Here is a 17219-nt window from a genome sequence, read left to right as displayed (position 1 = left end):
TATTCATTTTTTTGGAACTTTTATGTATGCGGTTTCATCAAAGGGGGAGAACGTTCATCCAAACTTGTTTTGCGATCAACTACTAAACAGAAACGAGGGGTAAAAATGAAATGGAAAGACCGTAAGTTTGGGGAAGAGTCGCCATACATACCAGCTGGCCCGTTTAAGATCAGATTGCCATTTATTCATTATCGATTTGAATGGCCCGATTATATTCAAGGGTTATTGATGTGTGCCGTTGATTTATCTGCGATTCCTTTATTGATTGAATTGCTGGGCATGCCTTTTGAAGTGGCGCTTGCCATTGTTGTATTGAACGGGGCTTTCTATTTGCTGCATCATTTGCTTGGCGATCCGGCAGTTCCTGGCTGGATTACACCCGCCATTCCGTTGATCATGCTCTATTGCATGCAGTTCCCGGAAGGCCCGGAACGAGTGCACGCACTCATCGCGTTCCAAATGACTTTGGGGATTTTATCGCTTTTCCTGGGTGCCACTGGATTGGCGTCAAAAGTGGTTCAGCTGGTGCCATCCGCGATTAAATCCGGCGTTATTCTCGGAGCCGGATTTGCAGCCGTCATTTCCGTTTTTGAAGTAGGCGGCCGGTTTGAAACCTTCCCTTGGACGATTTCCATCGCGATCGGCATTGGGTTCTATCTTTTGTTTTCAAAACATTTCAGCAAGCTGCGAAACAAAAACCTCTTTTGGAATACTATCGGGAAATTAGGGGTTTTCCCGATTATCGTTTTAGCCATTATTTTAGCGCCGTTATTTGGCGAAGCTTCATGGCCGAGAATTGAGTGGGGCATCAGTTCGCCGGACTTCGTAGGATTGTGGACAAATTACACGCTGTTCGGATTAGGCTTCCCGCCGCTTATGCTATTTTTAACAGGGCTTCCGACAGTACTGGCTACGTATATTGTGCTTTTTGGAGATGTACTCCAGACCAGTGCGTTGGTTAAAGAAGGCGCCAAAGCTCGGCCAGACGAAAAATTGGATTATAATCCGAGCCGTGCCCACTTGATCTTTGGCACAAGAAACTCCGTTATGAGTATCATTGGACCAGACGTTACGATGGCTGGCCCATTATGGTCAGCGATGCAAGTCGTCGTTGTGGAACGGTTTAAAGAAGGGCGCAAGGCGATGGATTCCTTCTTCGGCGGCGCAGGCTCTTTCCGCTGGGGAACGAATACCGGATTGTTCTTGCTGCCGATTGTCACTTTGGTTGAACCGATTCTTGGTGTTGCGCTCGCGCTTACGCTGTTGATCCAAGGATACGTTAGCGTCAAAGTAGGGATTTTGGAGGCGAAGAGCCAACGGGACCTCGGGATTGCCGGAATTATGGGTGCGGTGTTGTGCGTAAAGGGCGCTGCTTGGGCGTTCGCCATCGGCATCGGTTTATGCTTATTGATCTACGGCAAAGATTTCTTCAAAGGCGAAACCGACCGGACTTTCACTAAAGATGTGGACGGTTTGCAAGACAAATTGGAATTGGAGGCTGAAAATCGTGAGAAAAAAGCTATATAGAAACGGAGAATGGGCAGAGGCGAAGGAATATTCGGATTTGCTGTCGCCTTATTCAGCTGAAAAATTGGCTGAAATCCCAAAAGCGAGTTTGGAAGATGTCCAGCTCGCCATCGATTCAGCCGAAGCCGCCAGGGAATCGATGTCTCGTTTGACTGCATATGAACGTGCGCAGATTTTAGAGCAGCTGACGTCGTTATTCATTGACCATAAACAAAAAGCGGCTGAAATGATTGCGTTGGAATCAGCAAAGCCATTAAAGTATGCATTGGCTGAAATCGACCGGACGATTGAAACCTATAAATTCGCAGCAGAAGAAGCGAAAAGATTGACGGGTGAAATGATTCCGCTTGATGCGGCTAGAGGGGGAGCGAACCGGGTTGGCTACACGATGCGTGAGCCGATCGGCGTTGTGGCAGCCATCACGCCATTCAACTTCCCGCAAAATTTAGTAGCCCATAAAGTCGGTCCAGCGATTGCGGCGGGAAACACCATTGTTTTGAAGCCGGCTTCTCAAACGCCGCTTTCCGCCCTTTTCCTGGCCGAACTTCTCGATCAGACGGATTTGCCTAAAGGAGCTTTTAATGTGGTGACGGGCAGCGGCAAAACAGTCGGCGATGCATTGGTAGAAAGTGAAAAGGTACGGATGATTACGTTCACAGGAAGCCCGGAAGTTGGCAAAGGAATCCGAGACAAAGCAGGATTGAAAAAAGTATCGCTTGAACTAGGATCAAATGCCGGTGTGATCATCGATAAGGGCGTCAATCTGAAAGCGGTTGTCGATAAAGCGGTGACCGGCGCTTTTTCCAACCAGGGCCAAGTATGCATTTCCCTTCAGCGCATCTACATTGTAAGAGAACTGATGGAAGAATTTATTGCATTGTTTAAAGCGGCTGCGGAGCGACTTGTGATCGGCGATCCGCTGGATGGACATACGGACCTTTCTGCTATGATTTCCCAAAAAGAACAGGAACGGGCGGAATCTTGGGTGGAGGAAGCTGTTTCGGAAGGGGCAGCGTTAATCACAGGCGGGAAGATTGAAAACGGCATTTTTCAGCCGGCGATCCTCACTAATGTTCAGCGCGATTCAAAAGTCTCCTGTATGGAAGTATTTGCGCCGCTTGTCATCGTCAATCCGATTGATTCGGTCGAAGACGGCATTCGCGAAATCAACGATTCTGATTTCGGCTTGCAGGCGGGCATCTTCACGAATGATATCAGCACCGCATTCAACGCTTCGCGGAGCCTCGAAGTAGGCGGTGTCATCATCAATGACATCCCGACATTCCGGGTGGATCAAATGCCTTACGGCGGCGTCAAAGAAAGCGGCAACAGCAAAGAAGGACTGAAATACGCGATTGAGGAAATGACGGAAATGAAACTGATTGTGTGGAACCACAATCCGCTGCAATAGACCGAAGAAGGAGTGGAACACGATGTCGCATAAAATTACGTTTACCCCGCTGAGCTATACCGGCTGGGGAGCGCTCGACTATTTAACAGACGAAGTGAAAAAACTGAACGCCAGCAATATCCTGATCGTCACCGATCCTTTTTTAGTGGATCTTGGAATTGCGGATAAGATCGAAGCGCCTTTAAAAGAGCAAGGCTGGAAAACAAGCATCTATACAGAAGTGGTTCCCGAACCGCCTCTTGCAGTAGGGGAAAAACTCGTCGCTTATACGAAAGAGCATCAATTCGATTTGGTAATCGGGTTAGGCGGGGGAAGCGCCTTGGACCTTGCCAAACTAGCGGCAGTGTTAGCTGCACACGAAGGCCAAGCTGCCGATTATCTAAACTTGACCGGGTCACGTGAAATTTCAAACAAAGGCATCCCGAAAATCCTGATTCCAACAACTTCCGGGACAGGCTCTGAAGTGACCGACATTGCTGTCTTATCTCTTGAATCGACAAAAGACGTGGTGACCCATAATTTCTTATTGGCAGATGTCGCAATAGTGGATCCGGTGCTTACGGTTTCATTGCCGCCAAAAGTCACAGCGGCAACAGGCATCGATGCCTTGACACATGCAATTGAATCGTATGTTTCGGTCAATGCGAGTCCTGTAACGGATGCGCTAGCGCTTCAAGCCATTCGGCTGATCAGCGGTTCGATCCGCATCGCTGTAAACGAAGGAGACCATAAACAAGCGCGTTCGGACATGAGCTATGGCAGCTATTTAGCAGGTCTCGCCTTCTTCAATGCCGGAGTTGCCGGTGTCCATGCCCTGGCTTATCCACTGGGCGGCCAGTTCCACATTTCACACGGCGAATCGAATGCGGTATTGCTTCCCTATGTCATGGGCTACATCCGTTCAAGTTGCGAAAAACGCATGAAAGACATCCTTGAGGCATTGGGAGTCAGCTCTACTCAACTGTCCCAAGAAGAAGCTTCCTATAAATGTGTAGAGGAGCTGCAGCGTTTAGTGGCAGACGTTAATATTCCATTGAACCTTCAAGGGTTTGGCATTACGCAGGAAGCTCTTGATCACCTAGCAGATGATGCCATCAAACAGCAGCGGATTCTTGCCAGAAGCCCGATGCCTCTTGAACGCGACGATATTTTCGCGATTTACGAATCGGCTTATCATGGTGAAATCAAAGAAAAATAAAAAGAACCGGAAACAGTGGGAGCCAATCCCGGTTTCCGGTTCTTTGCTTTTTATGTGGCGTTCTCAACGGCTTCTTCCGCGTCCAATAGGATGCCGAATTCTTCTTTTAAAAGTTTCGACTTTTCGTCTGCAGTCAATTCTTTTTTCGTTTTCTCGCCATTTGCCGAAATGGTCAGCTGCATGCCGGATAGGGTGATCCGTCCGTCCGGCGTTGCTTTGGTAACCAAATCATCATGGGTGAAAGGCGATTCTCTGGAGACTTGATTGAAAACACAGCCTTCATGGAAGTCGGCAAGCATCCGTTCGTCGGTAGTAAAGCGGTAGAGGATCTGCTGATCTTCGCCGTTTTCGCGGACTAAGTCGTAGTATAGCCCTTCATGGCCAACCACCGAATACGTTCCGCTATTGTCTGTATGGCGTTCGCCGCCAAGCGGAATTGGACTGACAGTGGAATCGCCGAATCCTGCATCCACTAAATAAGGCGTATCCAGGTTGACGAGAATGGCCGCATGGGTATCGGCTTTTGTCCATGTACCATCCGGCTTCATAACAGTTGCAGAAATCAATTGTGCATCAAACCCGAGCTCCTTCAGCAGCCAGTGGAACAGCCCGTTGATTTCATAGCAATAGCCCCCGCGCCGGTGCGTGACGATCTTTTCGTAGATGTTTTCCAGGTTTAAGTAAATCGGGACTGACCGGATGACATCCAGGTTTTCAAAAGGCACATTCTGCATATGGAGCGACTGGAGCCGGGCCAAATCCTGCAAATAAAGCTCCTCGACCGGATAAGCGTTAAAACGTTTTAAATAAGCAGTGGTATCCATTTCATCAGCATCCTTTTCCGTTTAATAACATGCCTTTATCATAGCACGGACCCTACAGCAGGCCGAAGCCTTTTGACTTCGCAGGATTTCCGCAGCAAAAGGTTAGAATGCACCGGATCCGCCTCCGCCTCCGCCAACTCCGCCGCCAGAAGAAACACTTGAACTTCCGCTGCTCGCAGAAACGGAAGTATTGGAACTCGCCGCAACGAAAACGCCTGAAAGAAGAATCGGATTAAAATACAAAGCCGAATCGGTTTCTTCTGCATATTGGCCAGCCGCTGAAAAACTTCGCGATTTCTTGTCGAGCTGTTTTCCGTCGACTGCGAGAAGGTAGGCATAAGCCCGAAGTCTGTCGTCTGCATCTAACGCCTGCCATTCACTTGCCGGTAAATTCTGCATGGCAGCCCGCATATCTTTCCATTGCGCTTTGACCGTATGTCCTTCCGCTGTTATCGGTGAATAGAAAAGGGCAAAGCTGGCCGCAATCAAGGCAACTAAAAGGGACAGGGCCATTAGCGGATAAAGCTCATAAATGCCGGTATAAATGGCCAGACCGGCAGAAGCGGCAGCGATTGAAGCAACCATCCCCCTGAGGGCCGGCACCTTCTCTTTAAAATGCCGTCCTTTCACTTCATCTGCCACTTCGCGGTTCCATTTCGCAACCGCATCGTTATAAGCCGAATGATTTAATTCTTTCTTGGAATAAGCTTCCACTTCGGACAATTGAAAGGTTTGTCCGTCTCCGATTTTGTGGAACAGCAAATCGATCAATGTCTGTTCATGCGGCAGCGACGCTTTTTTGCCGGTCAGTTCAAATTGATCTTTCGACAGTTGTTTTACGATTTCCTTCCGGACAAGCTCCAGTAAAGCGGCGGCCATCGCGTCCGGCGTCAAATAAGGGGAATGGGTGAAATAGACGGCGGCAGGAAGGCTGAGTTTTTCATCGGGTACGGAAAACCCGTCTTTTCTTACTTCAATTGCCGCTTTTTTCTTCCGGGCACGCCAATAAGCTGAAAAAAGGATACCGGCCAATATCAGCCCCAGAGCGGGCAGCGCAATTTTTCCGATTGTGGAAGCTGTGTTTTGATTCGCTGTAAATGCCGCGGCTTCAGCTTCCTGCTGCTCGCGGTCGGCCAATAACTGCTCCTTTACGGTTCCATCTGAGGAAGCTGCTCCAGGGAATAATTGTGCATCATAGATGACCCGTATATCTCCGTTGCTTCCTTCAGGCACTTTGCCCAATTTAAAGACAACAGACCCTTCATCGCTTGCAATCCCTTTCTCAAATGCTTCATCGTATCCGAGAAATAGCACTTCTTCCGTTGGAGCGGGCGGGTGAACAGCGATGGTCATTTGTTCATAGTCACTTTCGTTCCGGTCATCAAAGAACGGCCAATAAAATTCAGCGCCGTCATCGAACTTTTCAATCGCTCCTTCAATGACATAATTGAGCGAAACGGTTATGGTTTCATCATCCCCGCTCCGGTAGATCTTATAAAGGCTTTTTTCTTTTTCGACTTTCAACTTTTTGTTGTTTTCGTGGGCCGTGAAGCCGGTGATCTCCGTACCGGTTTTCGGCTTGAGTTCCCGGGTGATTCCTTCAAAATCCCCATCGAATTCATAAGTGAATTGTTCTTCAACGGCTACGGTGCCATCTTCCATCAAACGTGCGTCAATGGTTGCTTCATCGATTTCAAAATCCACTGCAAAAACCGTCACAGGCAGAAGGAGCATTAAAATCAGGAGCAAAGGCATTACTTTTTTCATTTGCATCTGTCATCACCTCCCTTTAGTTTACGGCTCAGGCTGCTGCAAGTTTCATAAACTTCGTTATAGGAGCAGCAGAAAGCACGCGACGCACTTAAAAGTTTCGATTGAAGGGAATAAAATGATTTCACTTCGGGTATAAAAGAAAGACTGGAATATCTCATCCGGACGCCGGAGCGGCGATTAAAATCTGCACAGGGTGCAGTGCAGTCACGGCCATCAAATTAAAAATTAGGCAATGAGACTTGGACTGGAGGCAGCGGCTATGGAAACCACAGGAATTGAAAATATGAACAGAGGCATCGTGACAGCATTATCAGCTATCGGCATTGCGCAAGGACTGAAAATTTTTACCCATAAGAAATTGACGGGCAATTGGGATTGGAAGCAGGCCTTTACTACAGGAGGCATGCCCAGCTCCCATTCTGCCGGCGTTTCAGCTCTTGCTTCTTATGTGGCGGCAAATAAAGGCACGGGCCATACTGAAACGGCGCTGGCTGTTGTGTTCGGCACCATCGTTATGTACGATGCGCAGGGGATCCGGCGCCATACGGGGGAAATCGCCCAATTGGTCAATGACCTGGAAGACAGTTTCGTGTCTCTGACAGGGGATTTCCCGAGTTTGAAGTTTGAAAAACGCGAACATGAATTAAAGGAGCTTCTGGGACACCAGCCCATCGAAGTGCTCGGCGGCGCCTTATTCGGGGTCGTGCTCGGCTTGATATCGGCGAAAATTGAAAACGACGAAAGAGGCAAGCACCGAAGATCCCGCAGACGGTCCAACCGCAATTTGCGGATAAACCGAAAATAAAACCAATTATATAGAAGAAAAAAGCGCTTCGATTTCCAGTCGAAGTGCTTTTTTGTATTTTGTTAGATTTTTTGTAAAAAATTTCTTTATTATAAAAAAATATTCCATATTATATGATAAGATAGTCCTTTCATAAGAAAACAAAAACAGGGTACTATGGTTCACTTTTCAATGAATAGCTTATACATATATACCTTTTCTCTTTTGCTATGAACTACCCGTAGCAAAGGGAAAAGTAAGCCCCAACCGGTTACCATTCAGGAGGTCGAAAATATTGGAGAAGATCCCGCTCGCATTCAATTACCCGATTGTCATCATTTCCGTGGTCATTGCCATGTTTGCCTGCTCCACGTCTATTGAATTGCTCAAACGCTCTTTTATGAAGAACGCAAACAGCCATCTGTGGTTAATCTGCAGTGCTGTCATTATGGGTCTAGGGATTTGGTCCATGCATTTCACGGGGATGCTTGCTTATAAAATGGAGCTGGCCGTTTCCTATGACGGCTTGTTGACCATCTCGTCCATGCTATTAGCGATCATTTCTTCGCTTTTATCCTTTTGGCTTTTGCGCTTTCGCAAGACTTCTCAACGGATGCTTGTCTTGATTTCGCTGTTTATGGCCATCGGGATTTGGTCCATGCATTTTGTCGGCATGCACGGAATGAATTTATCGGCGAACATGATGCATGATTATAGGCTGGTGGCACTCGCCGGGGTACTCGCATTCAGTATTTCCTATCTGTCGTTTCTTGCTTTTGCCCGTGTCAAGAATCGGCCCTATTCGTTGCTGCACCTGTCTGCAGCGCTTCTAATGGCTGCTGGAGTCAGCGCCACCCATTATACCGCGATGGCTTCTGTGACGTGGATTGCATCTGTAAGTGAAAATCACTCCATTCATTCAGCTGTTCCGAACTTCGTCTTAAATTCAGATTATATGCTGATGGGAATTGTGATCGCGACCTTTATTTTTATTGCCATTATGCACAGCTTGCTGATGATGGATAAAAGAAAAACGGAAGAGAACATGAATTATTTAGCGTTTCATGACAATTTAACGGGACTGGCAAACCGCCTTCAGCTGACGAAGCACATTGAAAAGGCGATCCGATCCTCGAATCAACAAGAACTGGCGATCATCTATGTAGATCTTGACCGTTTTAAAATTGTCAACGATACGATGGGCCACGATTATGGAGATGAATTGCTGATTCAAGCAAGCACAAGATTGCGGGAATGTGTCCGGAAAACGGATCTTGTCGCTCGCCAAGGCGGAGATGAATTCATTGTTCTGGCCAAAGGGGTCGCCCGTGAACACGCAGCGACAATTGCAAAGAAAATTATCCATTGCTTTTCCAAACCGTTTTACCTAAAAGGCGAAGAGTTTTTCATGTCGGCAAGCATCGGCATCAGTACATATCCTAAGGATGGCAATCAAGTGGATGAGCTGATTAAATATGCTGACAAGGCGATGTATGAAGTGAAAAAACACGGCAAAAACAATTTCCAATTCTATCATCATGAAGAAACAGCGGAAGTTGCAAAAAAATTGAAGCTGGAGAAAGGCTTAAAACGGGCATTGGAAAACGGGGAATTCGAACTGTACTACCAGCCGAAAGTAGAGCTGGCCACACAAAAAGTTTATGGAGTCGAAGCTTTGATCCAGTGGAATCATCCCGAACTTGGCATGGTGCCGCCTTTGGAATTTATATCGATTGCCGAACAGACAGGACTGATTTTGCCGATCGGCGATTGGGTTTTAAATGAAGCGATTCGCCAAAACGCCAAATGGCTGAAAGAAGGCAAAGAGATTCAAATGGCAGTTAATGTATCGAACCTGCAATTTGAAGACCATATGTTCATCGACAAAGTAAGGGAAGGATTGGAAATCCATCATCTTCCTGCCGGATACCTGGAGCTCGAAATCACAGAAAGCGTCATGCAGAATATTGGCCATTCCGCTGTGATCATCCATGAATTAAAGGAAATCGGCGTGCTCATATCCATCGATGATTTCGGAACGGGCTATTCTTCGCTGAGCTTATTGAATAGTTTGCCGATCGATATCGTGAAAATTGACCGTTCTTTTATCAACGAGATGCTGTTGAGCTGGAATGCTTCCGTCTTGGTTAAAACGATTATTGAAATGGGAGAGAATTTGAATTTTCGTTTGGTGGCTGAAGGCATTGAGGAAATAAACCAATTAAAGCTGCTGATTGACAAAGGCTGCCATTATGGGCAAGGTTATTTATTCAGCCCGCCGCTGGCTGTCGGAAAGTTCGAAGCTTGGCATCAGGCAAAGAGAACGGAAGAAGTGTCGTAAAAAAAGGCTGAACGCAAATGCGTTCAGCCTTTTTTTGCCCCTTATTTAGCCCGATTAAGAAAGTTTATTGTTTTGGGCATTCATATGGTGCTTGTTGTAGCGCTCAATGGCCGCAAATAAAATAGCGAGGATGATAAACATCAAGAGGCTGACATACCAGGGCATTTCCGTTATCGCTTGGCCAAATGCCGTGTAGAGGATTGCTGGCATAATGAGCCCAAGTGTTGAAAAATACATATACTCCCGCAAATTTTTAGTCATTTCCATCAAATAAAGCGACAGCAGATGAAAGTGAATGAAAGGCATGATGCGCAAAATCATCACTTGGCCGACTGACAGCGTCCGGTCTGGAAACATTTTGTCTTTAAGCTTCGACATTTTCTCCCGGAAGTTCGGGAATTTATTGACCAGTACATATGAAACGAAGCTCATGAGAGACAATCCGATAAAAGAAAGAAGTGCACCTTCAAAAAAACCGAAAACTACGCCGCCGACAATGCATACGACAATGACAGGAAGGAATAAGATCGGCCTGATTAAATGCAGAGCCACAAATAGAATAGGGGCTAGCCACCCAAAGCTTTCGATGAACGTTTCCAGGGTTTGATCGAAATGATTCATAACGATTTCTCCTGTCTGTATAGATGATCCTATTGTTGAAGATAAGCTAAGCTGTATTTAAATGCAAGGGATTGAAACTAAAGCGACAGTCTGCCCATACCGCCGTATTTTTGCCAAGGAGGAGAGCTTGATAAGAAAATCGCAAAAAATTGGCATGGAGAGAACGACCATCGAAAGGCGCTTTAATCGAAAATTATCCCATTTTATGTTAAAATAATGTTATCAACTTTGAAAGGGATGTGCTGCTTTTTGGCGAAAACAAACATGTCAAAGTCCCTTATTAAAGGGGCAAGATCCACTCAAAATTTCAAAGAAAAAATTGAAATAAAACATATTGTGATTTTAGGCGATTCCGTTGCCTACGGCTACGGCACAAGAGGCGGCATTGCCAAATACCTGAAAGAAACGTTCCACCATAGTACGGTAACAAATTTAGGGATCAATGGCTTAACGAGCAATGGATTGGTTGATCGGCTGCAAAACGGGCAATGGGACCGGGTTTTGGCGGATGCCGATATGGTGCTTCTGAATATCGGAGGCAATGATTTGCTCCGCGGATTTAAAGGGAGCGGTGCCAAAGGGCTGGTCAAACAGTTTGCGAACCTGAAGAAAAATTACCGCAAAAACCTCCTGGAGATTTATCGGCATTTGCGCAGCCTCAATGAACATCAATTGATTGTACAAAACAACCTCTATAACTCCATGAAAAAAGAAGTGCAGTATTTCGGCTTCACCAATCTATTATTCCGCATGTGGAATTCGGCTATCGGCGAAGAAGGCATCATTATCTCGCGTACAGAGCCGATGGGGAAAAACCCTTCCATTTGGCTGGACGCAATCCATCCAAATGAAGAAGGCTATAAAATGATGCATGAGCTTCTCTTAAATACCTTGGCTTCAACCGGCATTTCCATTCCGGAAAGGGAAGCGGCTACTGCTAAACAAATATGACGTAAAAGCTGCCATTTCGAGATGGCAGCTTTTTTGTCTTTTTTTTAAAAATAATATTGTGAAATATTGACTTAAGAAAATTCTAATAATATAATTAGAGGCATTCGTAATACTTTTCGCTTTATTCTACATATTGAATACGTAACCAATATGCAAGAAGAGGAAAATTGGTTAAAATTATGTTCAAATATCGCTATTTTATGAAAGCGTTTACTAAGAAAAATAGGAAAAGAGGTTCCAGATGATTACATTCTTTGCTTCAATTATTATCCTCATCATCGCTTATTTTACATACGGTAAATTCATCGAAAAAATGTTTGCACCGGCAGAATCCCGGAAGACGCCAGCCTATGCTAATGGCGACGGAGTGGACTTTGTCCCGATGAACAAACATAAAAATGCGATGATTCAACTTCTGAATATCGCAGGTACGGGACCGATTTTCGGTCCGATTATGGGAGCATTATATGGACCTGTCGCTTTTCTTTGGATTGTCATCGGTTCCATTTTTGCTGGAGCTGTCCACGATTACTTGACAGGTATGATTTCCATCCGCAATAAAGGAGCGCATATTCCGGAACTGGCCGGCAAATTCCTTGGCACGGTTTCCAAACATATTGTGAATGTGTTCGCGTTATTGCTTCTTTTATTGGTCGGTACGGTATTCGTTACGACACCGGCATCGCTGTTATCCATTTTATTGGACGGGAAAGTGGCTGTAGCCGTACTAATTGGCGTCATCTTTTTGTATTATTTCTTGTCGACCATCTTGCCAATCGACAAAATTATCGGACGCCTGTATCCGTATTTCGGAGCGGTTTTGCTGATTGGTACACTCGGCGTCGGTATTGCACTTGTCTTCTCGGATTATAAGATTCCTGAATTGTCATTGACGAATTTGCATCCGGATAATTTACCGATCTTCCCAATGCTGTTCTTTACAATTACATGCGGAGCTTTATCCGGATTCCATGCAACACAATCACCAATCATTTCACGGACTGTACAAAAAGAATCACAGGGCCGCTACATCTTTTACGGGATGATGATTGCTGAAGCGATCATCGCGATGATCTGGGCTGCTGCATCAATGAGTATTTTCGATGGGCAGACATTAAGTTCGATGATCAACTCAGGTACACCATCAGCTGTCGTAAATGAAGTTTCGATGACATTGCTTGGTGCTGTGGGGGGAACCATCGCCGTTCTCGGTGCTATTGTTCTGCCAATCACTTCAGGGGACACGGCTTTCCGTGCTGCCAGATCGATTATTGCCGACTACATCAAATTGGACCAGCAGAAAATAATGAAGCGTTTGATCATTGCTATCCCATTATTTGCAGTGTCTATCATGCTCACTCAAATTGACTTTAACCTCTTATGGAGATATTTCTCCTGGGCAAATCAGGCAACTGCTGCCATCGCTTTATGGATCGGTACGATGTATCTCTACATCCAAGGCAAGAATTACTTGGTTGCGATGGCACCGGCCATTTTCATCACATATATGGTGTTCGTTTATATACTAAATCAAAAAATCGGTTTCAATCTCGATTTGAATATTTCCTTTATTGTCGGCTTGATCTTAACAATTGTCATCGTGGCTATGTTCTATGCGAAAGCAAGAAAGAACCGCATCGACAATGTGGAAACCGCCGTAGCCGTAGAGTGATAAAAAAACTGGCCGAACTCATTGGAGTTCGGCCAGTTTTTATTTTCCAGTTTTTGAGGGAGCTTCCAAGATGAACACCATATAACCTAAATCTTTTTCGAAATTCCAATCAACAAATGTCTCGATGACTTTTCTTTCAACAATAGCTTCTATGCTGCTGATATCCAACATTTTCCGCTCTAAGGGCCGTTTGGCCATTTTTAATTCTTCTATAACGCCGATGCGGATCAGTTCTTTCTCGAGCTGGATTAAGATTCCGGACCGTTCCACCAAAATCATGCGGTCATTCAACCAGACAAGCTTCGTCTGTTCTGGAGTTTTTTCAGCTTTTGCACTCGCTTTATTGATTTCGCCTTCAAAAGCCTTATGATCAACTTCTTTAGGCCACGGCATCTCTTTTTTTCCGTCATCCGCTTTAATCACACCGATGATCAAACCTGTTTCATTCTGCAAATCCCAGTCTGCATAGATTTCCTGAATTTCAAGGTTGGCAATTTTCCATAATTCCAAAATGATATCCGATCGCAACTCATTCAACAATAGATCCCGGATTTCCATAATGCGTTTCATTTCATTTTGTTTCAATAGAATTTTTTCCATCGGCCCTATAAATCCGCGAAGATGGATGGCTAAATAAGGACCATTGATAGCGACGAATACGGAAGTGGGGCCCTTGCCGAAATTGGTACGCAATAAAGTCGAGAAATAGCCGCCAATCAAAGATTCTGTTGTTTTTACTTTTGCCATAGCAATTCCTCCCGACACACATAAATTTTACTAACAGGTCTATTATTCCTCTGATGAAAGGCCCTCCAGGCTTTTCCAAACTTCCGGAAGCATAGAAGAGAGTTCGTGGGCCAATAAGGTATGGGGCGATTTCGTTTTCGTCCAATGTTCTGCGCATGCACCGTGCAAATAAACTGCATTTAATACCGCGTGTTTCCAGTTGTCATGGCAGCACAGCATCCCGAGCATCATGCCAGTCAGCGTATCGCCGGTGCCGCCTTTTGAGAGAGCGGAATTGCCGGTCGGATTTGTCCAAGCTTCGCCGTCCGGAAAAGCAATCACCGTTTCGGGACCTTTTAAAACGATTGTCGCATGGAGTTCTTTTGCTAAGCGTTTTGCATGTTGTGCATTATCTCTAGCGATCTCTTCTACTGGGATTCCGCTGATTCTAGAGAACTCCCCAGGATGCGGCGTCAAGATGGTGGGTGCATTTCTTTTGGGATAAGAGCGTTTTGACAAAGCTCCGGCATCGAGTATAACCGGAACTTCTGACTGGAATAACTTTACTAAGTTCTGTTCCATCTGGCTATCCGGAATTTTTCCGGGGCCGATGGCGATTGCTTTATATCCATCAAATTTAAAGTCATTGGCAGAGAGTGCTTCTTCAATGTTTCTTATATAGGTGGCTTCAGGAAGTGAAGGGAGGATCATCGGAATCACTTCCGCTTCTGTTGCAATTTCGAGTTTCCCTAAACCGCTTCTCATGGCGCCTAGACCCGCGAGAAGTGCAGCGCCTGGCATATCACGGGTTCCGGCAATCAATAAACCTGTCCCGAAGCTTCCTTTATGCCCATCTGCGCTGCGAATAGGCAAAGTGGATTTGACTTGCTGTTCGTCCCAAGCTGGAACGGTCTCATAATGAGCTGGCAATATAATTCAACCGCCTTTCGTATTTTAAAGAAATCTTGATGTTAGAATATACCCATAAACGCCATTCGTTTAACAAAAGAAAGCCATCCACTGTGAAATCAATCTTTAATCGCTCATAGCATGAATGATTTTTTGAACAGTATCAAAAAACTGACTTTTTGAATAGCCTTGCGCCGATTAACTTCGAAGCTCATAATTAATAGCTGAAGAAAAGTAAGGAGACTTTAGCATGAATACACCACAGCAAATGAAAGAAATAACGCCGGAATTTGATCCTTGGGAAGCATACATGGACATCGAACAGCACGGCAAATTGACTTTATCGAGCATTGAATTTACAACGACGTACCTTTGCAATATGCGCTGTGAGCATTGTGCGGTCGGCTACATGCTGCAGCATAAAGACCCGGATGCCTTGCCGATCGATTTGTTGATCGCCCGCCTTGAGGAAATTCCGCATTTACGGACAATCAGCATTACAGGCGGAGAACCGATGTTTTCCAAAAAGTCTGTCGAGCAGATCGTTTTGCCGTTGATGAAATATGCACATGATCGCGGCATCCGTACCCAAATGAACTCGAACCTGACGATGCCGCTTGAACGGTATATGCTGATTGCCCCTTATTTGGACGTCTTGCATATCTCCCATAACTGGGGCACGATTGACGATTTTGTGGACGGCGGATTTGCCAATATGGAACGCCAGCCGCCGCGTGAACGTCGAGCAGCACAATTCAAGCGCATGATCGATAATAGCCGGGCTTTAGCTGAAGCGGGCGTGATGGTCTCTGCTGAAACGATGCTCAATAAACGGACATTGCCGCATCTTGCCAAAATCCATAAACAAGTGATCGAAGAAATGAAATGTGCAAGGCACGAAGTACACCCGATGTACCCTAGCGATTTTGCGAGCCAGCTCGAAGTGCTGCCGCTCGATGAAACGCGAAAAGCGATCCATCAATTGCTTGATGAACGCAATGAAGACGTTTGGATGCTCTTTGGAACGCTTCCGTTTTATCCGTGTAGTATGGACGATGAAGATATTCAGCTGCTGAACCGGATTCGCAGCAGCAAAAACGTCACGGTCCGGAATGACCCGGATGGCCGGTCCCGTTTGAATGTCAACGTCTTTACTGGAGAAGTGATCGTTACAGATTTTGGCGACACGCCGCCAATGGGCAATATCCAAACCGACTCGCTGCCTGAGATGCTGGACCGCTGGCTGGAACGTCCATTGGCTAAGACAATCGCCTGCCATTGTCCGGCTGTCAAATGCCTAGGGCCGAACCTGCTCGTGAAAGACGCTTATTACGCTGACCAAGATTTTACGAAAAATAAAGCTAGAATCTAAATGCGATTTGAAAGCAAGGGGACTTATAGAGTCTTCTTGCTTTTTTATTTGCCCCTTATTCATTGGTCTTGTTTCAGAAATTTGTTAAAATGGGTGAATATTCAATCTAGTTTAAGAGAGGGGAAAATACGATGCCGCAGCAATTGGATGACCGAATTTTTATCATTGATGACCATGATTTAAAAGTGGAAGAACGGACAGGCACCTATGTGTTAACCGAAGAAGAGCTGACCTTGATTGACACATGCGCGAGCCCTTCTGTTCCATATATTAAAAAAGGGTTTCACGAGCTCGGGCTTTCACTGGAAAGTGTGAAATACATAATTGTCACCCATATCCATTTAGACCATGCCGGGGGAGCGGGCTTATTGCTTGAGGAATGCCCGAACGCAAAAGTAGTGGTCCACCCTAAGGGAGCGCGCCTTTTAGCGGACCCCAGACGGTTGATCGCTGGAGCGAAAGAGGTCTACGGAGATAAATTCGAGCAATTATTCGATCCGATTATTGCCATTCCGGAAGAGCGGCTGCTTGTAAAAACAGAAGGGGACCAGCTCGATATCGGAGCGGGATGCCGATTGGAATTCTGGGATACGCCAGGCCATGCAAAACATCATTTTTCCATCATCCATCCGCCGAGCAACGGTGTTTTTGCAGGGGATACAGTCGGCATCCGCTACGAACAACTGGCAAAAGACGGCATCGAATTTTACTTGCCGTCGACTTCACCGAATCAATTCGATCCCGTCGCTATGCAATCAGCAATCGAACGCTTTCGGGATGCCCAGTTTGATGCGATTTACTACGGCCATTACAGCAAATCTTCCTTTTCGGAAGAAGCGCTGGCTCAAGTGGAAAATTGGCTTGGGATTTTTGTAGAAGAGGCAAAATCTGTTTGGTCAGCAGGAGGATGCGCTGCCGATTTAGCCGCTCGGTTAATGAACCGGGTTAGAGTCCATTTGGAGGCATTAGGCGTTCCGGAAAACCATCTGGTATATGAAATTATCCAATTGGATCTTGAAGTCAGTGCGATGGGGTTGATCGACACACTCAGCAAATAAGGGATTGCGTTGCCTGATTTCGGGTAAACAGCCAATAAGACGACAAATTTAC

The 17219-nt window shown here is 45.8% G+C and carries 14 protein-coding genes; 9 read left to right on the top strand and 5 right to left on the bottom strand.

Going from position 1 to position 17219, the window contains the following annotated elements; all coding sequences use genetic code 11:
- Positions 1-105 precede the first annotated feature (105 nt).
- From MTR82_RS10185 to MTR82_RS10175, 3 genes are read left to right on the top strand one after another with little or no spacing between them, the layout of a single operon-like run.
- A complete protein-coding gene (locus MTR82_RS10185) occupies positions 106-1527 on the top strand; it encodes a DUF3360 domain-containing protein (RefSeq protein ID WP_246808916.1) in 1422 nt (473 codons plus the stop codon).
- A complete protein-coding gene (locus tag MTR82_RS10180) occupies positions 1508-2938 on the top strand; it encodes an aldehyde dehydrogenase family protein (RefSeq protein WP_246808915.1) in 1431 nt (476 codons plus the stop codon). Before MTR82_RS10185 ends, MTR82_RS10180 begins: the two co-directional genes overlap by 20 nt.
- Positions 2939-2960: 22 nt before the next feature.
- A complete protein-coding gene (locus tag MTR82_RS10175; protein WP_246808914.1) occupies positions 2961-4136 on the top strand; it encodes an iron-containing alcohol dehydrogenase in 1176 nt (391 codons plus the stop codon).
- 50 nt (positions 4137-4186) lie between these two features.
- Here MTR82_RS10175 and MTR82_RS10170 read toward each other — a convergent pair whose 3' ends face one another.
- Together MTR82_RS10170 and MTR82_RS10165 are read right to left on the bottom strand one after the other, a co-directional pair.
- Positions 4187-4960, bottom strand: a complete 774-nt coding sequence (locus MTR82_RS10170) for an arylamine N-acetyltransferase family protein (RefSeq protein ID WP_246808913.1) — start codon at positions 4958-4960, stop codon at positions 4187-4189.
- A 102-nt stretch (positions 4961-5062) separates the two neighbouring features.
- The gene (locus tag MTR82_RS10165; protein ID WP_246808912.1) at positions 5063-6733 is read right to left on the bottom strand and encodes a DUF2207 domain-containing protein; all 1671 of its coding nucleotides are present in this window, start codon (positions 6731-6733) and stop codon (positions 5063-5065) included.
- Positions 6734-7007: 274 nt separating this feature from the next.
- Between MTR82_RS10165 and MTR82_RS10160 the strand changes: the two genes are divergently transcribed.
- Together MTR82_RS10160 and MTR82_RS10155 are read left to right on the top strand one after the other, a co-directional pair.
- Entirely contained in the window at positions 7008-7538 is a 531-nt protein-coding gene (locus MTR82_RS10160) for a divergent PAP2 family protein (protein WP_246809062.1), read from the top strand.
- Between the two features lie 274 nt (positions 7539-7812).
- Positions 7813-9858, top strand: a complete 2046-nt coding sequence (locus MTR82_RS10155) for a bifunctional diguanylate cyclase/phosphodiesterase (protein ID WP_246808911.1) — start codon at positions 7813-7815, stop codon at positions 9856-9858.
- 54 nt (positions 9859-9912) lie between these two features.
- Here the strand turns inward: MTR82_RS10155 and MTR82_RS10150 are convergent, their stop codons facing one another.
- Positions 9913-10479 (bottom strand): TVP38/TMEM64 family protein, encoded by a 567-nt coding sequence (locus tag MTR82_RS10150; protein ID WP_052651653.1) that lies wholly within the window; start codon positions 10477-10479, stop codon positions 9913-9915.
- Between the two features lie 264 nt (positions 10480-10743).
- Here MTR82_RS10150 and MTR82_RS10145 point away from each other — a divergent pair, with 264 nt between their 5' ends.
- Both MTR82_RS10145 and MTR82_RS10140 read left to right on the top strand, forming a co-directional pair.
- Entirely contained in the window at positions 10744-11430 is a 687-nt protein-coding gene (locus MTR82_RS10145) for an SGNH/GDSL hydrolase family protein (protein ID WP_246808910.1), read from the top strand.
- Between the two features lie 241 nt (positions 11431-11671).
- Positions 11672-13102, top strand: coding sequence for a carbon starvation CstA family protein (locus MTR82_RS10140; protein ID WP_246808909.1), 1431 nt, complete (start codon positions 11672-11674; stop codon positions 13100-13102).
- A gap of 39 nt (positions 13103-13141) precedes the next feature.
- On the opposite strand, the gene MTR82_RS10135 is transcribed toward MTR82_RS10140, so the two are convergent.
- A complete protein-coding gene (locus MTR82_RS10135) occupies positions 13142-13849 on the bottom strand; it encodes a Na-translocating system protein MpsC family protein (protein WP_246808908.1) in 708 nt (235 codons plus the stop codon).
- A gap of 42 nt (positions 13850-13891) precedes the next feature.
- Positions 13892-14758: an NAD(P)H-hydrate dehydratase gene (locus tag MTR82_RS10130; protein ID WP_246808907.1), complete on the bottom strand. Its 867-nt coding sequence runs from the start codon at positions 14756-14758 to the stop codon at positions 13892-13894.
- Between the two features lie 229 nt (positions 14759-14987).
- On the opposite strand from MTR82_RS10130, the gene yfkAB reads away from it, so the two are divergent.
- A complete protein-coding gene (yfkAB, locus tag MTR82_RS10125) occupies positions 14988-16109 on the top strand; it encodes a radical SAM/CxCxxxxC motif protein YfkAB (RefSeq protein WP_246808906.1) in 1122 nt (373 codons plus the stop codon).
- A 131-nt stretch (positions 16110-16240) separates the two neighbouring features.
- Positions 16241-17167: an MBL fold metallo-hydrolase gene (locus tag MTR82_RS10120; RefSeq protein ID WP_246808905.1), complete on the top strand. Its 927-nt coding sequence runs from the start codon at positions 16241-16243 to the stop codon at positions 17165-17167.
- The last annotated feature ends 52 nt before the right edge of the window (positions 17168-17219 follow it).

It is taken from the genome of Planococcus ruber, from assembly GCF_022819085.1.
Lineage (GTDB): Bacteria > Bacillota > Bacilli > Bacillales_A > Planococcaceae > Planococcus > Planococcus ruber.
Note: the sequence above shows the minus strand (reverse complement) of the source record. Positions and strands in the feature narration are given on the sequence as shown.